This is a genomic window from Pseudoalteromonas rubra (assembly GCF_005886805.2).
GTDB classification, from domain to species: Bacteria; Pseudomonadota; Gammaproteobacteria; order Enterobacterales; family Alteromonadaceae; genus Pseudoalteromonas; species Pseudoalteromonas rubra_D.
This window is the reverse complement of the sequence record NZ_CP045429.1, coordinates 3,105,595-3,129,168: the sequence shown is the minus strand read 5'-3', so window position 1 is coordinate 3,129,168 and position 23,574 is coordinate 3,105,595. Positions and strand designations below refer to the sequence as shown.

Below are 23,574 nucleotides of genomic sequence, written 5' to 3'. Positions count from 1 at the left end.
TTTTTATTATTCAGCGATGACAGATTTACTTTTCTTTTGGGGATAAACCTTGACCACCTTGATCATGTTTTCCTTAATTTCGACCACTTCCATTGGGTAGCCTGCTATCTTCAGACCAAGCTGAGTCTGAGGAATATCTTCAAGGTGTTCAACAATCAGACCGCTGAGTGTTTTAGGCCCCTCTGTTGGCAAATGCCAGTGCATTTCTTTATTGAGGTCACGCACATTGGCACCACCGTCAACCACGACCGAGCCATCGTTCTGTACATCGACTTCGTCACTTGGGGCAGGTGTTTTAGTTGTGGTAAAGTCACCCACAACCTCTTCGAGGATGTCTTCCAGTGTCACCAGGCCCTGAATGTCACCGTACTCGTCAACCACCAGACCGATACGCTCTTTATTTTGCTGAAACTTCAAAAGTTGAGTATTCAGTGAGGTACTTTCCGGGATGTAGTAGATTTCTCGTACAGCACGCAACAGCGACGGTTTATCAAACTGCTCTTTGGTCAACAAGCGTAATGCATCACGTGAGTGAATAAAGCCAACAGCATCATCAATTTGGTCCCGATATAGCAGCACCCGAGTGTGTTGCGCATTGGTCAGCTGTTTAGAAATGTCTTTCCAGTCGTCATTGATGTCGATGGCATTGATCTCACTGCGTGGGATCATAATGTCTTCAACCGTAACGTGATCTAAGTCCAGAATAGAAGTCATCATGTCCTGGTGATTGGTTGGCAACATGGCACCGGACTCATTTAATACTGTTTTGAGTTCTTCTTTACTCAGACTATGTTCTTCTATTTGTTCCGGCGATACGCCAATGAGCTTTAACATACCATTGGTGATCCAGTTCACTGTAACAACCACAGGGAAGAGTATTTTTAGCAGAATTTTCAGAATCACAGAGCTTGGGAATGCGATTTTCTCTGGGTATAGCGCTGCCAGCGTTTTAGGCGTGACTTCAGCGAAGATCAAGATAACCAGAGTCAATGCAAAGGTGGCAACAACAATACCAGCGTCGCCCAGCAGGCGCATACCCAATACAGTGGCAACCGCAGAAGCAGCGATGTTAACAAGGTTATTACCGATCAGGATCAGACCAATTAAGCGGTCTGGGCGCTTCAGAAGTTCGTCTACGCGCTGTGCCGACTTGTGTTTTTCTTTTACCAAATGGCGCAGTCGGTAGCGGTTAATAGACATGATCCCGGTTTCCGAACTGGAAAAATAACCCGAGAGCAGAACAAGCACGCCAAGAATAATAAACAAGGCGCTGGTTGATATGTCGTCCAACAGAGGATCCCTTTTTTGCTTACGAAGGAGTATTAAGCGTTAGCCAGAATTCAGAGTCAAGTCAAAAAGCATGAACTTAAGTTAAAACTTAGATTAAAACTTACCTAAGATCACTTCTTGAACAAATCGGCTGCCGAAATAGGCCAACGTAACGATACCGGAGGCGCCTAATACTGCGAACACCACCGATTTACCCCGCCAGCCAAACTGATGATGGCCAATGGTGACAGCACTGAACATACACCAGGCGATGAGTGACAGTACGGTTTTGTGTAAAAACTCTTTAGCAAACATGCCTTCAAGGAACACAAAGCCAGATAACAGCGCCAGGGTTAACAGTGCAGTACCAACAGTAAGCAGCTGATAAAGTTGCGATTCAACCTGCATTAATGGTGGCAGGTGGCTGTGCATGATAGCCAAATCCTTTTCTTTCAGGCGACGGTCAATGAAATAAAACTGCACAGCGTATAGCGTGGCGATGATGAGTACACAATATGCCAGAAGTGACAGAGAAATATGAACCACCAAGCCAATGTCGACTTCCAGTGACTTCATTACAATGTGGTGGGGCACAAACAAACTGGCAACGAGGAGTATCGCCGCGAACCCATAGACAACGGGCAGTAATAAAGTGGCTGGGAACTTTAAGGAGACAGTCGTTACTGATACCACAATGACCCAGCAGGTGAGCAGAGCAACATTGATGGTACTGAGGTCTTGTCCATCCTGCGTAAACACGGAGTTTACCAGTACCAGCATGTGGCTGAGGATCGCCACTGTGCTGAAGATAATGGTCAGCTTTTGGCTAGGGCCTTCTTTATGAAATAGGCGCGACAATACATGCCCTGTGGCAAGTACATAAAACAGACTGGCAAACAACGATAAACTGATGATCAACATGAATGGCTTTCTACTTACATGCTCCTTTTGTAGGCTATTGTATTTTAAGCTCGGGTTCTTGCATAGGGGCAGGGAAAAAGTTTCTTAACTGACTTGAATACTGTATTAGTGACGCGCATATCAGTATAATGCTGGGCAATTACGACATACTGGAAGCGATAAATGTTTGAGAACCTCCAAGAACGCTTAGGAAAAACGCTTAAAAACATCAGCGGCCGTGGCCGACTAACCGAAGATAATATTAAAGAAACGCTCCGTGAAGTGCGTATGGCACTGCTTGAAGCGGACGTAGCTTTGCCTGTGGTCAGAGACTTTGTGAAGCAGGTTAAAGAACGTGCGGTTGGTGTTGAAGTGACTAAGAGCCTTAGCCCAGGCCAGGTTTTCATCAAGATCGTTCGTGAAGAACTCGAAAAAGCCATGGGTGAGGCCAACGAGGAGCTTAACCTGGCTGCGCAGCCGCCTGCAGTCGTCATGATGGCTGGCCTGCAGGGTGCGGGTAAAACAACCAGTGTGGGTAAACTGGCTAAGTTTTTAAAAGAGCGCAAGAAAAAATCTGTACTGGTAGTCAGTGCTGACGTATACCGCCCTGCGGCAATCAAGCAGCTTGAAACGCTGGCCCAGGAAGTAGAGGTTGAATTTTTCCCCAGTGATATTTCACAAAAGCCGGTGGACATCGCGACCAACGCTATTTCACATGCAAAGAAAAAATTCATTGACGTGGTGCTGGTGGATACCGCTGGTCGTTTGCACGTCGACAATGAGATGATGGGTGAGATCAAAGATCTTCACGCAGCTATCTCTCCTATCGAAACCCTGTTTGTCGTGGACTCCATGACGGGTCAGGATGCCGCAAATACAGCAAAGGCATTCGACGAAGCTTTGCCACTGACAGGTGTGATCCTGACTAAGACAGATGGTGATGCGCGCGGCGGTGCGGCTTTGTCGATTCGTCATATCACTGGCAAACCCATTAAGTTCATTGGTGTGGGTGAACGTACGGATGCGCTGGAGCCATTCCACCCGGATCGTGTTGCGTCACGTATTCTAGGCATGGGCGATGTGCTGTCTTTGATTGAAGAAGTTGAATCTAAGGTTGATAAAGACAAAGCAGCTAAAGTTGCTGAGAAAGTCTTTAAAGGCGATGGCTTCACGCTCGAAGATTTTGCTGAGCAACTGCGCCAGATGAAAAACATGGGTGGTATGATGTCGATGCTGGATAAACTACCTGGTATGTCTAACTTACCAGACGCCGTGAAGGGTCAGGTGAATGACAAGACCTTTAATCAGATGGAAGCGATTATTAATTCTATGACACCACATGAGCGTGCACGCCCGGAAGTCATCAAAGGTTCACGTAAGAAGCGGATTGCGGCTGGTTCAGGTACTCAGGTTCAGGATATCAACAAGTTGCTTAAGCAGTTTACCCAGATGCAGAAAATGATGAAAAAGATGAAGGGTAAGGGCGGCATGATGAAAATGATGAAGAATATGAAAGGCATGATGCCACCAGGCATGTTCGGTGGCGGCGGTCCGAAGTTTTAATTCAGACTCAAACTGAGAAAAGGACAGACTGATTCAAATCACTCTGTCCTTTTTTAATGCTTATACCAATTTCACTTAATACTTGGTCTATTTGAAGAAGCAAATAGGACGCTAACAGCGTTAAAAATTTTTCATTTAGAACAACTAAATAGCAAAATTTTTGCCTTGTTATCGACCCTATTTTCTCGCCTCAAAATAGACCACTTAATTAAGCAAATTGGTATTAGCTTTCTAAGGCTTCATCAAATTGTGCGCGGGCGGCTTTGGTAAGGCGCACCAGCGCTTTACGCACCGCCGTAGCGTCTTCACAGCGTGCTTCGAAGGGGACGTAATAAGGCTTGTCATTGGCTCTGAAATAGCAGCCTTCATTGAGGATCGTCGTCATAGTCACCTCTGCGGCATTAACATTATGCACCAACTTGAGGATCAACTGATTGGCATCCTGATGGTCGTCATTCATATGCTTGACCATATGTGCTTCACTAGCCAGATCCCAATTCGCAGCTGGCTGTGTCCATTCGTCTGCTTCTAACCAGAAAATCTGCCCAAAGCCTGCGATATAGCGCACGCGTTTAATTTCCATACGCCATAATTTGAAGTCATGTGCTTGCCGGTAGCTGATGGCTTCAGGAAAGTGACGCTCATAGCGCAGTAGTAGATCGGCTGCTTCCTCATCCGGTACCGGGGCGGCGTCGCCGACAATAGTGACACGGGCATGTTCATTTTGATCGCCACTTTGTGCAGCATCAAAAATTGTCGCGCAAACTCTGCTGTCTTCCGTCAGGTTGCGCGAGTGCTGTGCAATGCCTGCGATGTAAAAAACCAGCCGACCCTCATCGTCACTCATAAACGGTGTGACCGAGCCAAACGGGTAGCCCGCCAGATTTTTAGAGAGTGTCGACATGACACAGACGGTAGAATGTCTGAGTAGCTGGCGCGCTTCAAAAACAGCTTGTTCACGCATTGGGAGCTCCTGTTAGCGGTTCTGAGAATATCATAGGTATATTATATCCGGGATGCAGGTTAATCTGCATGCCTGTTTGGTAAATGGGTTGTAATACATCCAGCCTGAGTACGTCTTGTGGTGTGCCGTCACTGCGGATCTGGCCTTGATCTAACAAGAGTATCCGGTCAGCATACAACGAAGCCAGGTTTAAATCATGCAATACCGCAATCACGGTATTGCCCTGCTGGGCAAAGCGTTGGGCGGTACTCAGCACCCGGTGTTGATGGTGTAAATCGAGTGCGGAAGTGGGCTCATCCAGCAGCATCAGCTTGTTACGGGTGGCCGGGTCATGTGCATTCAGTTGCGCCAGACAGCGGGCAAATTGGGTACGTTGAAATTCGCCACCGGACAATTGGGTAACGTCGCGTCCGGCGAGCTCTTCTAGTGCCAGTTGTGTGATGAGTTCATCAACGACTCGAGCCTGTTCAGCTGTGCTTTCTTGATAAGGGTAGCGGCCCATGGCGATAAGCTCGGTGGTATTAAAAGCAAAATTGACCCGGTTATGCTGCAATAACACGGCGCGTTCTGTGGCCAGTGTGAATGCGTCGCGTTTGTTGAGTGGTTCGCCATGCCATAAGATCGCACCCTGGTAGGGGATATCATCACAAATTGCACTGAGCAAAGTCGATTTTCCGGCACCATTCTCACCCAATAGCACGATGAACTGGCCAGCTTCAAGTGTTAGCGACAAGTCTGTTAGTACCAGTTTGCCAGCACGGGTGACAGTCAGATTACGACATTCAAGCATGGCTACCTCGCTTTTGTTGTATCAGTAAATAGACAAAAAACGGACTGCCAAACAAGGCGGTGATCACACCAATCGGCAGCTCTGAAGGTGCAACAACCAGGCGTGCCAGCCAGTCTGCGATGAGTAATACTACGCAGCCCAGTAACATGCTCAAAGGCAGCATACGCCGCAGATCTGGGCCGACCAGCAGGCGTGCCAGGTGAGGTACCAGCAAACCAATAAAGCCAATCATGCCGGACATGGCAACGGCGCCACCAACGCCCAGCGCAACCAGAAAAATCACCTCGTTTTTTAACCGACGGACATTAACACCCAGGTGCCTTGCATCCCGTTCTCCCAGCATCAGGGCATTGATCTGCTTGCGTCGCATGAATAGCATCACGACGCAAATAAGGATGAGGGGAGCACCATATTGCATGGCAGACCAGCTTGCTCCCGCCAGAGCACCCATCTGCCAGTATGTCATCAGGCGCAAAGACGTGTCATCGGCAAAAAAACTGAACAATCCTATCAGGGCCATGGCCACGGCATTGATTGCCACCCCGGCAAGCAGTAATACTGTGATCTGGATCTGACCATTATGACTGGCTATACGATACAACAAAGAAGTGATAGCCAGGGCGCCCAGAAAGGCAGCCGGTGCGACCATTGTTTCGTCGATAAAAGCAACCTTGGGTGACAGTGCAATGACTGCTATGGCTGCAACAGCCGCACCGCCGGTGACTCCCATCAAACTCGGATCTGCCAGGGGATTGCGGCATAACGCCTGACTGGCTGCACCACTACAGGCCAGGACACATCCTACCAGCAACGCCAGCAGTAACCTTGGCAGACGGATTTGGGTAACGACGGTCATGTGTAATTCACTGATCCCTTGTATCGCCGAGTCAGGGAGGAAGACCGCCAGCGGGATGCGCCAGTCCCAGCCAACCGGTCCACTACTGAGAGACAGCCAGGCCAGTGCAATGAGTGTGGCGCCGCATAACCACAGCCAGACAGCGTGATGACGCGCAGTTAAAATCGCAAAAGTCTGACTCATAGCGCTGAGTTTTCACGATATGTCGCAAGTTGTGCAATCGCCTCAGGCAGGCGAGTCGTCATTCCCATCGACATCAGTGAGTCCATGACCAGCAGTTTGCATTGCTGTGCGGCCGGTAACAAGGCCAGCGCACTTTGCTGACAAAATTGTTCGGGTCCACCGAGGCTGTAGACAACATGACTGGGTGCAACCAGAAAATCAGGGGCGCTGACCAGCATCGCTTCGCGATTAAAGGGCTTATATCCGGGTGCTGTTGCCAGGTTACGTATCCCTGTATAGCCAAATAAGAGGTCGGGTACTGTTTCTGGGCCTGCCACGGTCACACCCCGATCGCCGGCAGACAGGATAAACAGGGCACTGAGTGATGTGGCTGGTGCTTTGACTGGTAAGGTTTTTTTGAGGCCGGTGATCAGCCGTTGTGCCTGACTTTGGCGGTTCAGATCTCGGCCAAGCTGACCTATCAGGTTGAACAGTTCGCTGATAGTTTTCGGTTTGTCATACAGGTTCAGCTGTACCCCGGTGCTGCGTAACTGTGTTAATACTTCGGGTCGGCCACTGCCTTCCAATGCCAGGATCAGTCCGGGGTGCTGTGACAGCACGCCCTCAGCGGCCAGATCCCGGTAATAACCAACTTTAGGTAATTTAGTTGCATCAACTGGTGACGTGCTGGAGGTGTCAACAGCTACGACATTTTCTCCGGCACCCAGAGCAAATACGATGTCTGTCAATGAACCGCCAGCGACGACGATCCGTTGCGTAGCAAGCAGTGGCTGACTGATTGTCAGTATTAAGATTAAGAATACAAGTTTACGCATTATTTATCCCGTTAAGTTCAATGGTATTAAGCGAAAGTAACGCCTAAGTCACACTTTCTTAATGCCAGGGCGAGCACTGATAAAGAGGTCGCTCCCCCACGAGGGGTTGATTCTACTGAATGAATCAAATTAAATCTATATAAATATAAAAATGAAAACCATTATCATTTGCAATTGGGTTATAGGGACATTATAGTGCACAGCAAAATAGTTCTGATCAATTCTCTGAATGAGGTTTCTATGACTCTAAAGCACAGCAGTATTGCGCTTGGTATAGTGGCGGCGCTTCTTGGTACAACCGATGCAAAGGCCGATGAATTTGAAAAGTCCGCTGAGGTTATTGTCGTTAGTGGTTCGCGGATCGCGCAAAAGCTATCGGATGTGACAGGCAGTGTCAGCGTGGTGACAGAGCAGGCCATGGAACAGGAAGCCAGTATTGACCTGGCAACAGCGCTTCGCTACCAGACAGGCATGAGCACGCAAGGCAGTGCGGGCAATGCGCAGGCGATTACTGTACGTGGGATTGGCGGTAACCGGGTCGTGTATATTAAAGATGGCCGTCGTCTCAATGATGCATACCAAGGGGGGCAGGGGCTGTTGATTGGGCGTGGCTATCTGGATGTAGAAGGTGTCAGACAAATTGAAATCGCCAAAGGGGCTGCCTCTTCATTATATGGCTCCGACGCACTGGGTGGCATTGTCGTCATATCCACTAAGTCGCCCACTGACTACCTGGCAGGCAGCACCCGTTATGCGCACCTGAGCGCTGGCTTTCATGGTGCCAGTGACGAGCAGAGTCTCAATGGTGTATTCGCAACACGTTTGGGTGAACATGCGATATCAGCCCAACTAACCCGCCGTGAGGGCGAGCAGACACATAACTATGACGAATCTCTTCCGAACTCCGACTACACTGCGACTGCTGCGGTGCTCAAAGGTGAGCTCGCGTTGGATACACAGTCCAGTTTATTGATCACGCTGGACTACTATAAACAGAAAACCGATCAGGTGCTGGCAGTACAGCGCAATGAAACGGCTGAGATTAATGATAGTCTGGCGGTGTCGGCGCTGTATAAAAGCAGTGCAGCAACTAAGCTGTTCGATAATCTTGAAGCGCAGGTTTACCTTAGTGATTATGAACAAACAAGTGATCAAGTTCGCACAGGTGCAGATCGCGCCGGACCGTATGTGGATAATAATGACTACCGGTTTGAGCAAACCATTATTGGCACCCGCCTGGTACTCGACAAGCAGCTTAACCTGAGCAATGTGCAGCATCAGCTGGTGTATGGCTTCGATGTTGATCGTTATGAAACGCAGCGCCCTCGTTATAAATCACGGCGCACGCTGCAAGGTGACCTGGTGAAAGATCGCGAAGCGCAAAAAGCTTTTCCAGGTGCAGATACTACGCTGCTGGGGATATTTGTGCAGGACAATGTGGCGGTGATCCCCGATAAGCTGACGGTGAATGCCGGGCTGCGTCTCGATAGCTACCGGATGACGCCAAAAGACAATGCGCTATACACAGAAGGCGCCTTTGAAAAAATCAATGAAACTGCGTTTTCACCTAAGCTTGGGGCTGTGTACAGCATCACTGAGAATCTGAATCTGGTCGGTCAATATGCGAGAGGGTTTAAGATCCCACCACATGACCAGGCTTATCAGAGTCACGGCGTTGAGCCATTTTATCAAATCATGCCTAATTCAGACCTGGATCCAGAATATAGTGATAGCCTGGAGCTCGGCCTAAGAGGGCACTTTGATAACAGCCAGTTTTCAGTGGCTGTATTTCACTCGACTTTCGATGATTTTATTGCCAATCAGCTGATCCGCACTGAGCCCACCTTTATTCCAAATGTCAGTAAGCAGGTATTCCAGTATCAAAATATTGAGGAAGTTAAAATCAAAGGGATAGAAGCGAATATGACTCTGTGGCTGGATGAGCAGATTGCCTTAGACAGTGGCCTGACTTATCTGCATGGGAAAAACGCACAAACCGATGAGTATATAGAGTCTTTGAGTCCCCTTAATGGATTTGTGAAAGCGCGTTATGACTCTGACAACTGGTCGGTGACCACCGCGCTGCGCGCTGCCAGTAACATGGACAAAGTGCCTTCCGATACTAAAATTAAAACGGCTGGCTGGGCTACCGTTGACGTGTTCGCTGATTATCAATGGCACAACTGGAAAGTGAATATGGGCGTGTTTAACTTGCTGGACAAAGAATATGTGCAGTACGAGCGTGTCGCGGGCAGTGCCTTGGACACGGACTTGTCTCAGTACACCATGCCAGGGCGATATCTGGCGGCTAAAGTGAAAGTGACCTTCTGATACGCTTCTGACATCTTAACACTATATAGAAGGGTCTTTGTGTTTAAAACCCTTCTATATGTCGGGCTTGCAGTCTCATGCTGGTTTAAGTAGTGAGGTTAGCGCTATAAATACATCCTCACCAACGCATTAGTTCCAGCCAATTGCACTGCGTCTTCATCATTTGGTAATAAAATGGATTTCACACTTGCAATGCGTGAAAAAAGACGTACAATTCCCCAGCTTCCCAAAGTGGGAAGCAAATCTTATTAATGAAAACAGTCAATCTATGTAGAGGACGGTATGGTAACTATTCGTTTGCAACGTGGCGGCGCTAAAAAGCGTCCATTCTATCAAATCGTGGTTGCGGATAGCCGTTTCTCGCGTGACGGTCGTTTCATCGAGAAAGTAGGTTTCTTTAACCCAATCGCTGCTGGTCAAGAAGAAAAACTTCGTCTAGACCTTGCCCGTGTTGATCACTGGGTAGGTCAAGGCGCTGGTCTTTCTGATCGCGTAGCTAAACTGGTTAAAGACGCTCGTAAAGCGGCTTAATAGGCGTAAGTGTAACCATGAGTCAAGAAAAAACCTCGACAATCGTTGTTGGTAAACTTGGTGCTCCTTATGGCATCAAAGGTTGGCTTAAGGTGCATTCATTTACTGATGATCCCCAAGGGATCTTCGATTTCAGCCCATGGTTGATAGGTCAACAAGGTAAATGGCAAACCCTTGAAGTGAGCGACTGGCGTCGACACAGCAAGGGCTTTATCGCTAAGTTTGCGAACATCAACGACAGAGACGAAGCAATGGCATTGACCAATGCAGAAATCTCGGTAGATGTAGAGCAGCTTCCCGAATTACCAGAAGGGGAGTTTTATTGGCGAGATCTCATCGGTATGACAGTCGTTACGACAAAAGGGTATAACCTGGGTCATGTTGATGACTTGATGGAGACAGGGTCAAATGACGTTTTGGTTGTGAAAGCAAACAAAAAAGATGCATTTGGTCAGTCTGAGCGCTTAATCCCATTCCTGACAGATTCTGTTGTGATTGAGGTTAAGCACGAAGAACGAGAAATTACTGTAGACTGGGATCCGGCATTTTAATGAGTGAACAGCAAAAACTATGGGTTGGGGTGATCTCACTCTTTCCTGAAATGTTTGACGCGGTAACTCAGCAAGGTGTAACCGGTCGGGCCGTAAAAAACGGTTTGATCGACTTTCACTGCTGGAACCCGAGAGACTATGCGCTAGATAAACACAGAACCGTTGATGATCGACCTTATGGTGGTGGTCCGGGGATGTTGATGATGGTCGAGCCTCTCAAGCAAGCGATCCTTGACGCCAAACAGGCGGCGGGGGAGGGCGCTAAAGTAATTTATATGTCTCCACAAGGGCGGAAGTTAGATCAACAAGGTGCGGCCGAGCTGGCTCAATCCGAAAAGTTGATTTTAGTCGCTGGTCGCTACGAAGGTATAGACGAGCGGATCATCGAGTCGTATGTCGACGAAGAATGGTCCATCGGGGATTTTATATTAAGTGGGGGTGAACTGCCTGCCATGACATTGATCGACGCAGTTGCGCGATTGGTGCCAGGTGTGCTGGGACACAACCAGTCTGCAGAACAAGATTCGTTTTCAGACGGCTTATTAGATTGTCCACACTATACTCGGCCAGAAACGTTGGATGGAAAACAGGTGCCTGCTGTATTACTCAGTGGAAACCACCAAGCGATAGCCGAGTGGCGCTTAAAGCAGTCACTGGGTAGAACTTGGTTACGCCGTCCAGACTTGTTGCGTAACCTAGCTCTGACTGAGGAGCAAGTACGTTTGCTTGCTGAATTTCAGCAAGAACATGAAGCTTGTGGCTAGAAGACAGTTACTCCTAGGAATGTGAGAAATAAAATGGCAAAAGTAAACCAAAATATTATTAAAGCGCTTGAAGAAGAGCAGCTTAAAAAAGACGTACCTGCGTTCGGCGCTGGTGACACAGTTGTTGTTCAGGTACGCGTTAAAGAAGGTGACAAAGAGCGTCTACAGGCCTTTGAAGGTGTTGTAATCGCTAAGCGTAATCGTGGTCTTCACTCTGCATTCACAGTTCGTAAAATCTCGAACGGTGAAGGTGTAGAGCGTGTATTCCAAACGCACAGCCCTCTTGTCAGCAGCATTGCAGTGAAGCGTCGTGGTGCAGTTCGCCGCGCGAAACTTTACTATCTGCGTGAGCGTTCTGGTAAGTCTGCACGTATTAAAGAAAAACTTAACTAATACGTCGCATTTACCAATGCTTAAAAACGGGCCACTCTTTGAGTGGCCCGTTTTGGTTTTTGTATCCTATAATTCCAATCTGCTTTCTAATCATCCTGCTTCCTGTTAGACTGGCTGTATCTTTTAGTTTACTGAAGTAAATAATAGTTTACGGTATGGGAATGAGTCAAACATCTGAACTATCCTTGCTCAGGGAAAAAATTGACGCGTGTGACAGCGCGTTAGTTGACCTGCTCGCGCAGCGGCGTGAGCTCACTGAACAGGTAGGGAAAATTAAACAAGCCTCCGGGGCACCACTGCATGTACCGCAACGGGAAGCAAGCCTGATTGAGGCACGGCGAGCACAGGCTGAGCGCAAAGGGGTAAACCCGGATCTGGTTGAAGACATTTTGCGCCGTATGATGCGTGAGGCTTATGAAAATCAGCAAAGTGAATTGGCATGTGCAGCGCCGCAATTATCCCCTGTGGTGATTGTTGGTGGCGCAGGTGCTATGGGCCAACTTTTTGCTCGCCAGTTGCAACGCTCTGGGTACGAAGTACGGGTGCTTGATAAGGCACAGCAGGCCGATCAAGCAAGCATCCTTGCAGACGCTAGATTGGTATTGTTGAGTGTCCCCATCAATGCCTTGGAGCAAGTGATCCAGGACCTGCCAGCACTGCCTGATGAGTGTATACTCGCTGACATTACATCGGTTAAACAAGCCCCGCTACAGGCAATGATGAAAAAGCATCCCGGACCTGTGGTCGGATTACACCCGATGTTTGGACCAGATATTTCACACTGGGTTAAACAAACTGTTGTGGTGTGCGACGGGCGTGGGAATGAAGTTTACCAGGGACTGCTTGAACAATTACAGATCTGGGGCTGTCATTTGGCCAATATGGCTGCTAAAAAACACGATCAGGCAATGCAGATTATTCAGGTTATGCGCCACCTGACTACTTTTGTATATGGTCAGTTTTTGGCCCGGCAATGCCATACCCTGGAAGAACTGAGAAGCTGCTCATCACCAATTTACCAGTTAGAACTCATGATGGTCGGGCGCTTGTTCGCGCAATCAGGGGAACTCTATACCGATATTATGCTGGCCCAATTTGATGAGGTCGAAGGGTTGCTTGCGAGCTATCAGGATACGTTTGAGCAAACCCTAACCAGGTTGCAGGCTGGGGACAAAGCCGCCTTAATGGCCGCTTTTGAAGAAGCGAAGGGTTATTTCTCGGACAGTGCCCAAACCTTTTTGCGCCAAAGCCGTGGTTTGCTCAATAAGGCCAACGACGCCAAGGTCATTTCATAATTGCCTCATATCAGAGCGAGGCAGACCTCGCTCTGAATACCTATACTTATTTCACTTAATACCAGGTCTATTTAAAGGAGCAAATAGGGCGCTAACAGCGTTAAAAATGTCTCATTTAGAACCTTTACTAAGGTATGAGTTCGCAAATTTTCGCCTTGCCTATAATGGACGTAGGTGCCTCAGCGATAGCAGGACGCGGGAGCGATGTTATCGCCCCTTTTTTCTCGCCTCAAAATAGCATACTTAATTAAGCAAATTGGTATTATACAACTTCAACAGCCTGCAAAGATTCGCTTTGATAGCAGCCGAGAATGCGCACGAACTGAGTATGCTCTTTTAGCGACTCCAGAGCACTTTGAACCAGTTTATCGGCGACATTGGCCTGCAGGTCAACGTAAAAGACTTCCTCCCAGGGGTTACCTGGTACCGGACGTGATTCCAGTTTAGTCATATTAATGTTGTGCTCTTTGAAAACCATCAGGGCATCGGCTAGCGAGCCGACTTTTTGTTTGGTTGCCATGATCAGGCTGGTTTTGGTCGGGATCTGTGTCGATACTTGCAGTGGCTGGCGTGCAACGACAATAAAACGGCTATGATTTTCAGCCTGGTTCGCGAGGCCTGTTTTGAGCACTTCCAAGCCAAATCCTTTCCCGGCCTGTGCTGAGCCAATGGCTGCACTATTCGGTGTATCGGCTGCCAGTTTTAGCGCACTGGACGTGGAATCGCACGCTTCTTGTGTCAGGTCGCCAAGCCCTTCCAGGAAGCGACTACATTGCGCGAAGGGTTGGTGATGAGCAAAGATCTTGTTGATGTCTTTGAGCGTTGTGCCTTCTTGCGCCAGTAAACAATGTTCCACACTGTGCGTCACCTCACCAATAATGGAAACCTGAGCGTGCTGGAGCAAATCAAAGACCTCATTGATACTGCCAGAGCTAGTGTTTTCAATGGGTAAAATACCGTAATCAGCCTGACCTTTTTCTACAGACTGAGTGATATCTAAAAATGTCTGGCATCCCAGTTCGATCAGGGTACCTGGACGACGGCTAAAATATTTATGACAGGCAAGCTGGCTGTATGATCCTTGTCCGCCGAGATAAGCTACTTTATGTGTATCGCTCAACGACTCTGGGTTCAGGCTCTTTTGTAGCATCGCTTGCTGGTTTAATACTGAATCTTCCAGGATAACCTGAAAAACATTATTAATATAAAAAGGGTCCAGACCAAGAGATTTACCATAGTTGATGAGCTTTTCAAGTAGCGCAAGCTCACGGGCTTCGTCGCGGATCGGTTTGTTATTGGTTATCTTATATTCCAATACGCTATGGCTTAGTCTGCGGCGTTTTGCCAGCAGAATAAGCAGCTCAGAGTCAATTTCGTTGATGTCTTTACGCAGAGCATCCAAAGTATCTTGTGTCATAGGTCCTCACTCCCATTTTGCCAAAAAAAAGCCTCCCAGTGTGGGAGGCTTAGCTATCTGAACTTTACACGCAAACAGTTAAGCCTCTTCACCTAAAGAAGCTAAAAAAGAAAAAATAGTTGCGTGTTGTTAAAGTCATAAATCTGTCTAAATTTTGGTGCTTAATTTAATTAACGCTATTATTAGCACAGATCATTTTAATTATACAAGCCCGAATTGAGACATATCTGGCAAAGTGTTTGGCGAGGGTACTCATGATCTGGTATATTCTGCGCACTTATCATGAAAAAACTATAACTAGCTAAAAGGTTTATCGTGGGCTATCGACGACCTGTGTCTCGCTTTGGTTTTAACTCGCTCAGTGTCAAACTTCCGGTGTTAACTGCCGCTGTTTGTTTGATTGCCGGGGCAATTGCTGCTGCTCTAATGTTGAAAACCGAAGAAAAGCAGCTTGTTTATGAAGAATTTCATGAGTTGAGAGTGCAAAGTGAACAAACCCTGATGCACTTCTCTGAGTTTCTGACACTAAAGAAAAAGCTGGCTCAGCAAGCCAATATGGTGGTCAGCAGATCCTTGTTTTCAGAGCAAGCCGGACAAACTTCATCAGAACAGCAGGTGCAAATAAATCGACACGATGAGCGCATCAATAGTATTGCGGCTAACGGTATTTCTGCGGCCTACTTACCAGCCAAAAACTTGAACGAAAAGACTCAGGCATTACTTACCGAATCAGAGTTCGTCTGGAACTCTTTGTCACCTTTGCTATTGCAAGACTTTTTCAACTTTTATCTTCATACCACTGATGACTTTGTGCGGATTTCACCACCAAATTCTCTGCTAGTAGACGGCAAAGGAAACAGTCATTTCAGTATTCATGCGTTGCCACTGTTGCGCGAAGAGCTTAACCCCACTCGTCAGGCACTTTGGTCTGGGAGCCATTATGACGAAGTCTGGAGTAAGTGGGTCGTGAGTGTGCTAGTGCCATTGTATGTTGACGACGTTTATCGAGGGTTTACGGGGAGTGACTTGGAGCTCGATGTATTACTGAGGCGACTCCCGAAAGTCACTGAAGAGTCTGCATACATTGTGTTTGATAAGCAGGGGCGGGTGTTATCTGCACCCAATATGGGCATCATTGCACATAATAATCGACTGGCAGACAAAGCTGCTTTACCTGCTGCTTTTCAGGAAATGATAGAAAATACGTTGCGCGTTAACTTACCTAGTCTGCAAAGTGAATTTGGGTATCAGCAGGAGTCTTATTTAGCGAACGTTGTTCACCTGACCGAGCTGGATTGGTATATCGGTTATTACAAGAAACGGGACTCAGCTTTGTTTGCATTGCATGATCTGAAGTGGAAGTTCTCTGGTTTGTTTATCATCTATGGGCTGTTTGTTTCTCTGTTGTTGCATCAGGTGATCTATCATTTGATCCTCAGGCGCATTAATCAATCTGTGGATACTCTGGTGTCGTTTGGCAAAGGTCAGCTTAATCACCCAGAATTGCCAGATGCTAATGATGAGCTGGGGATGCTAAACGCCTCAATCAATGATATGAGCGGTGAAACCCGTAAATTGATCCATGGGCTTAATACTCGTGTGTCGGAGAGAGAGTCCGCACAAAAGCAAGCGAACCGACTTGGTAAGGCCGTAGAGTTCTCGGGCACAGGGGTGTTAATTACTAATGACAGATTCAAGATTGAATATGTCAATCCCAAAATGCTGGAGATGACTGGCTTTAATGAAGCGCATTTCATTGGTGCGCCTTTGCTCGGCATTGTTTCGAAAGAGATGGCGATTATTGTCGATGACATAGACTTTGACCTTCGCAGTCGTAACTACTGGCGTGGTGATACACTGCTGCAAGGCGTTTCTGATGAACAGATCTGGGTGAGTCTGAGTATTTCCCCAATCAGAGAAGAGAATGGACGTATTTCCAGCTATGTGGCGTCGGCTCAGGATATTTCCTTTGTTAAAGAGAGCCAGCGGAAAATGGAAGAGCTGGCCTATTTTGATACCCTGACTGGTCTGGCAAATCGTACTTTTTTCCGTATGCAGCTGCGTAAGTCGATGGCACTGGCTGAGCGCGGGCATTATGCCTTTGCACTGTTTTATTTTGATCTCGACGAATTTAAGCGCATTAATGATACGCTGGGTCATGATGCTGGAGACCGGTTACTGGTTGAAGTGGCGGACAGGCTAAAACAGAGGTTGCGTGCAGAAGACACGATTGCACGCCTGGGTGGTGATGAGTTTGCTGTTCTGCTCAGCGGGATTGAGAGTCGCGAAAATGCGATGGACGTAGCACATACCATTCAGCGAACATTGGCGAAACCAATTCGGCTTGGCAATAATGAAGTGATTGTCAGTGCCAGTATTGGCATAACATTGGCTCCTTTTGATAGCAAAGAAGAAGAGCAGTTGCTGAAACACGCAGATTTGGCGATGTATGAGGCCAAAGCGAAAGGGCGAAATACATTCCATTTTTACTCGCAGGAGTTGGATGCGGCGGCCAACGAACGTTTGTATATCGAAAACGAGCTGCGTCAGGCCATTAAGGAAGGACAGTTCAGTTTGCGCTACCAACCCCAGATTGACAGCATTACAGAGCAAGTGGTCGGCTACGAAGCACTGGTGCGCTGGTATCATCCTGAAAAAGGGTTCATTGCACCGACAAAGTTTATACCCATCGCCGAGGCAACCGGTATGATAGTAGAGCTTGGCGCTTGGGTATTGCGTGAGGCCTGCCAGTTTTCGGCCAGGTTACGCCGCAGTGGCCGCACCGCAGATATTTCAATCAACCTGTCAGCTCGTCAGTTTAAAGATGCTGAGCTGATTGATAACATTGCAATGACATTAAAAGAGACTGGCCTGTCACCTCAGATGCTGCACCTGGAGCTCACGGAGAGTATGCTAATGGGAGACGTTGAAGCGGCAATCGAGCAGCTCCTGGAAATGAAAAAACTCGGTGTGTCTTTGTCCATTGACGATTTTGGCACTGGCTACTCTTCACTGAGTTATTTAAAACGCTTTCCGGTTGACGTACTCAAAGTAGATCGGTCCTTTGTTAAGGACATCCCTGAGGACTCTAATGATATGGAAATCACTGCGGCTATCATCGCGATGGCGCAAAAGCTCAGCATGAAAGTGATTGCAGAAGGGGTAGAAACTCAGGAGCAAGTGGCTTTTTTACAAAGAAACAATTGTTTTATCGTGCAAGGTTATTACTACAGCGCACCTTTGACCGAACATGAAATCTTAATGCAAAGTCAGCATCCGGATATTGGTCAGGGTAAACAGGCGCACTAGAAGATTGGTCTGCGAAGTCAGCTCGGGGCGGACTTCGCACTGCACCGAGGTTAGCCGCCGGCTATTTTAACCTTAAAGCCCTGCGCTTCTAACAAGGTTTTAAGCTTGTCGCGGTCATCTCCCTGGATCTCAATGATGTTGTCTTTGAGTGCACCGCCCTGGCCCATTTTACTTTTCAGGGTTTTTGCTAATTTTTTCAGGTCGTGTTCGGCAGGGTCGATACCCACAACCAGCATTACGCCTTTTCCTTTGCGGCCTTTTGTCTGTCGCTCTATTCGCACCGCGCCGTCTTTAAATAATTTCACTTCTGGTTCTTGCTGGCTTTCGGTATGTTTGATCCGGCCAGACTCGGTGGAGTACACCAAACGACTTTCTGACATTTTGCCTCTCCTGTATCAATCTTAATACCCTTATGGTATCAAAAAGCAGTATGAAGCGAGATAATTTTTTGGCTAATTTCACTTATCGGTTTATATTTAAAACAACATCATGGATACCAAAATTTAACCAAAGTAGGAGCTTGCGATGAGCCTGAGCAAAAATGCTTCAGCGGATGGAAAAACTCTAACGATTCAAATCAAAGGGAAATTTGATTTCAACTTGGTCCAGTCTTTTCGTCAGGCCTATGCCGACGTAGGTAATCAAACGGAGAAAGTGGTCGTTGATCTTCGCGACACTGACTACATGGATAGCTCCGCATTAGGTATGCTGCTCAACATGAAGAAGACCCTGGGTGATTCGGTATCTAGTATACAGATCAGTAATTGCAGACCCCAGCTGAAGAAAATCTTACAAATTTCACGCTTCGATAAAAAATTTGATATTGACTAATTCACGAGGGATTCGTGCATGTTAATTTTGGTTGTGGATGACCAGCCACTCAATTGTCGATTGCTACAAACCATGCTTGAGCACCAACACTATGACGTGTTGATAGCGAATAATGGTCAGGAAGCGTTGAATTTGCTCTACGAGCACGATGTGGATATTGTTTTGTTGGACGTAATGATGCCAGTAATGGATGGCTTCGAGACCGCGCCCAAGATTAAAGAGCATGCAGGTGATGTATACTTGCCTGTGATATTCATCACCGCGCTGGAAGATCACGCCAGTTTTGAAAAGTGCCTTCATGTTGGAGGAGATGACTTCATACATAAACCGTTCGACAGAATTGTGCTGTCTGCCAAGATCCGTGCGCATGCCAGAACGAGAAAGCTCAGTAAAGAAGCCCATGAGCAAAAGAAACAGCTAGAGTACCACTACAATCAAATCGAACGAGAACACGAAATCGTCGAGCATATTTTCCGTAATGCTTTGTCTGGGCAGCAAGATTTTGCGGATTTATGTGACTATCACCTGTCACCTGCCTCAATGTTTAACGGCGATATGTTCCTGATGGCAAAAAGCCCGATTGGTGGCTTTTACTGCTTGTTAGGTGATTTTACCGGACACGGCCTGGCTGCAGCAGTGGGGGCGTTGCCTGCATCTAAGATTTTTTACACTATGGTGCAAAAAGGGATGGCGGTGAATGATATTGCAGCAGAGCTTAATAGTTCATTGAATACGCTGCTACCCGGTCATATGTTTTGCGCTGCCGCTATTATAGAAATCAGCAGTTCCGGGAGAAACCTGTCTGCCTGGTTAGGTGGATTTCCGGACATCTATCTGATAGATGGTCAGGGGCAAGTACTTAAAACCATCGAGTCTCAGCACATGTCTCTTGGGATACTCGACGAGGATGAGTTTGAGCGTAATACGCTGCACTTTGAAGTGGATGTGGGCACCCGTATTGTGATGGCAACGGATGGTATTATTGAAAGTGAGGCCCCGGATGGTGAATTATTTGGTGAGCAGCGTCTGATAGATGTATTGAGTTGCAAAGTTGATATCTCGACGAAGGATATTATTCAGCAAGTGCGCGAGTACAGTGGGCATAAAGAGCAGCAGGATGATTTGAGCATCGCAATTATTAACTGTCTGCCTGATACTTCCACGGAAGCCCTACCTCCAGAGTATTCAACTCTACCATTTAACATTAGTATTTCGCTGAATGCGCAACAGATGAGATATACCGATCCGGTTCTGGAGTTAGTAGATATCTTGTCGCAAGTAGAAGGTCTGCACGCGCACAGGTCAAATGTGTTCTTATTACTCTCTGAGGCATACAACAATTCGCTCGACCATGGTGTATTGGGATTGAAATCGGATTTGAAAAATCAGGACGATGGCTTTATTGAATATTATCAGCAAAGAGCAATAGCACTGGAAAGTCTCAAAGATGCGCTGATCATCATCAATGTGCGCTTCTGTCCGGAGGAGTTTTGCCTAGTTTTCAATATCTGTGACTCGGGAAATGGTTTCGATCACAGTTCAACGGCACTGCATCAATCGCAACAGGAGCATGGCAGGGGCGTCGAGTTACTCTCTGAGATTGCAAAAAGTGTGACGTATAATCAGGTCGGTAACGAGGTGGAGTTGGTTTATTCGCTTCGATGATATGATTTTGCCCTGTTGCTTCTCTTAATGAAAATAAAAAATTCTCATAACACGCTGGCATACCTCATTCGTCCATGTTAAATTTGATGGATATTTAGATGTTTGGATGGCCAAATGATTTCTACCTATCTTTCTCACTGTAATTTATCAATCAGCGAAGCCGCAGTGGCGGGTCAGCTCGCAGAGCTGGATGCATACCTTGATACCCATAGCCTTAGTGCAATATGGTCATACCAAATCCCTGAACTTGGCGAGGGGGGCAGTTGTAGCCTATTTGGTAATTTGCAGGAAGCGCCCTTCTTACTGACGGATTATGTTAGCCGTAACAATGAAAGCGAACAGCAGTTATCGCGTTTACAGACCATTGCTGGATACGTCAAAACTGCCACAGGGGTGGATTGGTTTGGGATTTATCAGGCGCGGTCGGCTGAAGGAATACAGCAGTTGTTAAAGCTGGCTTACTATGGTGCACCCAGTCGTCCTCTGTTTCCGATTACCGAGACGTTTGCTGCTACATCAAACAACATTCAGACGTATTTGTCTGAGCAGGCACGTGTGATCAATAACATCCCTGATTATGTGGCTCAGGGAGGCGAGTATTATACCTGCGACCCTAAAGTACAAGCAGAGGTGTGTTTGCCGCTGTTAAATCAACAGGGTGAGTGTCTGGGGATTATTGATGCAGAAGCTTTTGAGCAGGAGTGCTTCGATGAATACAAGCTGGCAGTTTTAGTTGCCGCTTGTCTTCGCTCGATTGAGTATCTTCCAAGCTAAGCGGGCTCGTCTTCGCGACAACTTATGTTAATATGAGCTCAGAGTTAACCCCGTGACAAACGAGTTAGAAAATCTCGTTTACGTTAATTAGGAAAAGAGAGAACCATGTTTTCAGAACTAAAACCACTTCCGACGGATCCAATCCTGGGCCTGATGGCCGCCTATAAAAAAGATACTAACCCAAATAAGATTGACCTAGGGGTTGGGGTGTATAAAGACGAACAGGGTCATACCCCGGTTCTGAAGGCGGTAAAAAAGGCTGAAGCGTTTCGTCTGGAAAATGAAACAACTAAATCTTACATTGGTTTAGCGGGTAACCTGGATTACTGCGACAAGATGGAAAAGTTGTTGCTCGGTAATGAACACCCGGCCTTACTGGCGAATCGTATCAGAACAGCTCAGGCGCCAGGTGGTACAGGTGCTTTACGTGTTGCTGCTGAATTTATTAAGCGTTGCAATGCAGATGCTACGGTATGGGTGACAAACCCAACTTGGGCAAACCACATTGGCTTGTTTGAAGCCGCTGGTCTGACAGTTAAAGAATACCCGTACTACGACTATGAAAACAAAGGCCTGCTGTTCGATGAAATGATTGAAGCGCTAAAGCAGGTACCAAAAGGTGACATCGTGTTACTTCACGCATGCTGTCATAACCCAAGTGGTATGGATTTAAACGCAGAGCAATGGCAAGTCGTTGCTGAGTTAGCAAAAGATGTGGGCTTTACACCACTTGTTGACATTGCGTATCAGGGCTTTGGAAGCGGCCTGGAAGAAGATGCTCAGGGTCTGCGTCTGCTAGCTGCTACGGTCGACGAGATGCTTATCTGTTCTTCTTGCTCTAAGAACTTTGGTCTTTACCGTGAACGCATCGGAGCATGCTCATTCGTTGCTAAGGATACGGCTGTGGCAGACGTGGCCAACTCCGTGTTACTCAGCGTTGTACGTAGCATCTACTCAATGCCTCCTGCACACGGTGCGGACATTGTGAACACTATTCTGGGTAGCGAGGAGCTGACTCAGGAGTGGCATCAGGAGCTGGCTGAAATGCGTGACCGTATTAATGGCCTGCGTAGCCTGCTTAAAGACAATCTGAATGCCAAAGATGCGGGACAGGACTTCTCTTTCATTGAAAGTCAGAATGGAATGTTCTCATTCCTGGGTATAAATAAGGCACAAATCGACAGATTACGTGAGGAATATTCAATTTATATTGTTGGTTCCAGCCGCGTAAACGTTGCAGGTGTGAGCAAAGAGAATATCGATTACTTTGCGGATGCCGTTGCTGCTGTTCTGAAATAAGCGTGTTTCTATTAAAAAGCCAGCTCTTTTATAAGAGCTGGCTTTTTTGTAAGTTTGGTCAAAGACATTAGGCTTGTTTGATGGCCGTAACCTTATCATCATCCCCTTTTTTGTTAGCGGGTTTCTCTTCAGTGTCTTTCTTTGTTGACACTTTACCCCCTTTTAAGATGGCCATAAAATCGTCTTTTTGTTTGGCAATTTCCAGTGCAAGCGACTCAACCTGCTGCTCACTGAGTGGAACATCTACTTTTTCTAACATGCCTTCAAGCGCTTCTGCAACATCCAGCATTTTATCATAAGCATCAGCCTCTTTTTTGCTGGTAAATGTCATACGCTCTACTCCATTTCTTTCTACCACATACTTAACGATAACCGCCATGATCACTCTCCACGAACACTGTTTTTATGTACAGTAACTTGTCTTGTCAATAATTACAACTGATAAAGTGCTGTTATGTACCGATATAGCTGATCCAAGTGCAATAGCTCAACACAGTAAGCACTTATCTTATGTAGGCTTTATTAATAAAAACAAACAGATATTGCTAACCTGTTTGTACTCAATGAATGAGGCCAGGTTGCTATTAGCATAGTTTGTAAAAATTAGCATAACAGAGTGAGATGAAAAATAAGCAACAAGAAAAGCAGACATAATTTTGACATATTTATCTGTATTTACTTTATTTTAACTGTGTGTGTACATTGTGATGCATACACGACGACATGGACATTTTAATTGAGGGATCTCACGATGAATATCAAAACACTCTTAGCGACATTGGCGTTATCTGCCGCACTTCCTATTATGGCTCAACCAGAGCAAACATCTGCAGCAACTCAGCAAGTTGCTGATGCTACGGTGAATGTAAACCATGCCAGCGCCGAAGAGTTAACCCGTTTGCCTGGTATTGGGATGAAAAAAGCACAAGCAATTGTCCGCTCACGTGAAGAAGCAGGGGACTTCCAGGATATGGACGCATTATTACGGGTGAATGGCATAGGTGTGAACATCCTTGCCAAACTCAAAGGCAAGGTGACATTTTAGCGTTGTTCCAGATTAGTCTGGTCATCTCC

The 23,574-nt window shown here is 46.9% G+C and carries 22 protein-coding genes; 13 read left to right on the top strand and 9 right to left on the bottom strand.

The window, feature by feature from the left end; genetic code table 11:
• Nucleotides 1–6: 6 nt before the first annotated feature.
• Complete coding sequence (locus CWC22_RS13650; protein WP_125560056.1) at nucleotides 7–1,290, bottom strand: HlyC/CorC family transporter; 1,284 nt, start codon at nucleotides 1,288–1,290, stop codon at nucleotides 7–9.
• A 93-nt stretch (nucleotides 1,291–1,383) separates the two neighbouring features.
• Nucleotides 1,384–2,190, bottom strand: a complete 807-nt coding sequence (locus tag CWC22_RS13645) for a cytochrome C assembly family protein (protein ID WP_010382431.1) — start codon at nucleotides 2,188–2,190, stop codon at nucleotides 1,384–1,386.
• A 162-nt stretch (nucleotides 2,191–2,352) separates the two neighbouring features.
• On the opposite strand from CWC22_RS13645, the gene ffh reads away from it, so the two are divergent.
• Nucleotides 2,353–3,732, top strand: a complete 1,380-nt coding sequence (gene ffh, locus CWC22_RS13640) for a signal recognition particle protein (protein WP_138537603.1) — start codon at nucleotides 2,353–2,355, stop codon at nucleotides 3,730–3,732.
• Between the two features lie 223 nt (nucleotides 3,733–3,955).
• On the opposite strand, the gene CWC22_RS13635 is transcribed toward ffh, so the two are convergent.
• Genes CWC22_RS13635 through CWC22_RS13620 form a run of 4 tightly spaced genes read right to left on the bottom strand, consistent with a single transcriptional unit; the run spans nucleotide 3,956 to nucleotide 7,340 of the window.
• Entirely contained in the window at nucleotides 3,956–4,696 is a 741-nt protein-coding gene (locus CWC22_RS13635) for a HugZ family protein (RefSeq protein ID WP_138537601.1), read from the bottom strand.
• Nucleotides 4,689–5,486, bottom strand: a complete 798-nt coding sequence (locus CWC22_RS13630; protein ID WP_138537599.1) for a heme ABC transporter ATP-binding protein — start codon at nucleotides 5,484–5,486, stop codon at nucleotides 4,689–4,691. Before CWC22_RS13630 ends, CWC22_RS13635 begins: the two co-directional genes overlap by 8 nt.
• Nucleotides 5,479–6,525, bottom strand: coding sequence for a FecCD family ABC transporter permease (locus CWC22_RS13625; protein ID WP_138537597.1), 1,047 nt, complete (start codon nucleotides 6,523–6,525; stop codon nucleotides 5,479–5,481). The genes CWC22_RS13630 and CWC22_RS13625 overlap by 8 nt, the downstream gene beginning before the upstream one ends.
• Nucleotides 6,522–7,340, bottom strand: coding sequence for a heme/hemin ABC transporter substrate-binding protein (locus CWC22_RS13620; protein WP_138537595.1), 819 nt, complete (start codon nucleotides 7,338–7,340; stop codon nucleotides 6,522–6,524). The genes CWC22_RS13625 and CWC22_RS13620 overlap by 4 nt, the downstream gene beginning before the upstream one ends.
• 240 nt (nucleotides 7,341–7,580) lie before the next feature.
• On the opposite strand from CWC22_RS13620, the gene CWC22_RS13615 reads away from it, so the two are divergent.
• The 6 genes from CWC22_RS13615 (at nucleotide 7,581) to tyrA (ending at nucleotide 13,205) form a co-directional block, all read left to right on the top strand.
• Nucleotides 7,581–9,671, top strand: a complete 2,091-nt coding sequence (locus tag CWC22_RS13615; protein WP_138537593.1) for a TonB-dependent hemoglobin/transferrin/lactoferrin family receptor — start codon at nucleotides 7,581–7,583, stop codon at nucleotides 9,669–9,671.
• Nucleotides 9,672–9,953: 282 nt separating this feature from the next.
• Nucleotides 9,954–10,202, top strand: coding sequence for a 30S ribosomal protein S16 (gene rpsP, locus CWC22_RS13610; protein ID WP_010382415.1), 249 nt, complete (start codon nucleotides 9,954–9,956; stop codon nucleotides 10,200–10,202).
• A 17-nt stretch (nucleotides 10,203–10,219) separates the two neighbouring features.
• Nucleotides 10,220–10,753: a ribosome maturation factor RimM gene (gene rimM, locus CWC22_RS13605; protein WP_046006658.1), complete on the top strand. Its 534-nt coding sequence runs from the start codon at nucleotides 10,220–10,222 to the stop codon at nucleotides 10,751–10,753.
• Nucleotides 10,753–11,517, top strand: a complete 765-nt coding sequence (gene trmD, locus CWC22_RS13600; protein WP_010382409.1) for a tRNA (guanosine(37)-N1)-methyltransferase TrmD — start codon at nucleotides 10,753–10,755, stop codon at nucleotides 11,515–11,517. Before rimM ends, trmD begins: the two co-directional genes overlap by 1 nt.
• 33 nt (nucleotides 11,518–11,550) lie before the next feature.
• Complete coding sequence (gene rplS, locus CWC22_RS13595; protein WP_125560072.1) at nucleotides 11,551–11,910, top strand: 50S ribosomal protein L19; 360 nt, start codon at nucleotides 11,551–11,553, stop codon at nucleotides 11,908–11,910.
• A 161-nt stretch (nucleotides 11,911–12,071) separates the two neighbouring features.
• Nucleotides 12,072–13,205: a bifunctional chorismate mutase/prephenate dehydrogenase gene (gene tyrA / locus CWC22_RS13590; protein WP_138537591.1), complete on the top strand. Its 1,134-nt coding sequence runs from the start codon at nucleotides 12,072–12,074 to the stop codon at nucleotides 13,203–13,205.
• Nucleotides 13,206–13,467: 262 nt separating this feature from the next.
• On the opposite strand, the gene CWC22_RS13585 is transcribed toward tyrA, so the two are convergent.
• On the bottom strand, nucleotides 13,468–14,622 hold the full coding sequence (locus CWC22_RS13585) for a chorismate mutase (RefSeq protein WP_125560076.1): 1,155 nt from the start codon (nucleotides 14,620–14,622) through the stop codon (nucleotides 13,468–13,470).
• A gap of 315 nt (nucleotides 14,623–14,937) precedes the next feature.
• Here CWC22_RS13585 and CWC22_RS13580 point away from each other — a divergent pair, with 315 nt between their 5' ends.
• A complete protein-coding gene (locus CWC22_RS13580) occupies nucleotides 14,938–17,931 on the top strand; it encodes an EAL domain-containing protein (protein WP_138537589.1) in 2,994 nt (997 codons plus the stop codon).
• 50 nt (nucleotides 17,932–17,981) lie between these two features.
• Here CWC22_RS13580 and CWC22_RS13575 read toward each other — a convergent pair whose 3' ends face one another.
• Nucleotides 17,982–18,311: a stress response translation initiation inhibitor YciH gene (locus CWC22_RS13575; RefSeq protein ID WP_125560080.1), complete on the bottom strand. Its 330-nt coding sequence runs from the start codon at nucleotides 18,309–18,311 to the stop codon at nucleotides 17,982–17,984.
• A gap of 145 nt (nucleotides 18,312–18,456) precedes the next feature.
• On the opposite strand from CWC22_RS13575, the gene CWC22_RS13570 reads away from it, so the two are divergent.
• From CWC22_RS13570 to CWC22_RS13555, 4 genes are all read left to right on the top strand, one after another.
• Nucleotides 18,457–18,762, top strand: coding sequence for an STAS domain-containing protein (locus tag CWC22_RS13570; RefSeq protein WP_010382395.1), 306 nt, complete (start codon nucleotides 18,457–18,459; stop codon nucleotides 18,760–18,762).
• A gap of 18 nt (nucleotides 18,763–18,780) precedes the next feature.
• Nucleotides 18,781–20,427: a SpoIIE family protein phosphatase gene (locus CWC22_RS13565; RefSeq protein WP_138537587.1), complete on the top strand. Its 1,647-nt coding sequence runs from the start codon at nucleotides 18,781–18,783 to the stop codon at nucleotides 20,425–20,427.
• A 114-nt stretch (nucleotides 20,428–20,541) separates the two neighbouring features.
• The gene (locus CWC22_RS13560) at nucleotides 20,542–21,201 is read left to right on the top strand and encodes a GAF domain-containing protein (RefSeq protein WP_138537585.1); all 660 of its coding nucleotides are present in this window, start codon (nucleotides 20,542–20,544) and stop codon (nucleotides 21,199–21,201) included.
• A gap of 105 nt (nucleotides 21,202–21,306) precedes the next feature.
• Nucleotides 21,307–22,500, top strand: a complete 1,194-nt coding sequence (locus CWC22_RS13555) for an amino acid aminotransferase (protein ID WP_125560086.1) — start codon at nucleotides 21,307–21,309, stop codon at nucleotides 22,498–22,500.
• 67 nt (nucleotides 22,501–22,567) lie between these two features.
• Here the strand turns inward: CWC22_RS13555 and CWC22_RS13550 are convergent, their stop codons facing one another.
• On the bottom strand, nucleotides 22,568–22,879 hold the full coding sequence (locus CWC22_RS13550) for a YebG family protein (RefSeq protein WP_049865025.1): 312 nt from the start codon (nucleotides 22,877–22,879) through the stop codon (nucleotides 22,568–22,570).
• 372 nt (nucleotides 22,880–23,251) lie between these two features.
• Between CWC22_RS13550 and CWC22_RS13545 the strand changes: the two genes are divergently transcribed.
• Complete coding sequence (locus tag CWC22_RS13545) at nucleotides 23,252–23,545, top strand: ComEA family DNA-binding protein (RefSeq protein WP_138537583.1); 294 nt, start codon at nucleotides 23,252–23,254, stop codon at nucleotides 23,543–23,545.
• Nucleotides 23,546–23,574: the final 29 nt, after the last annotated feature.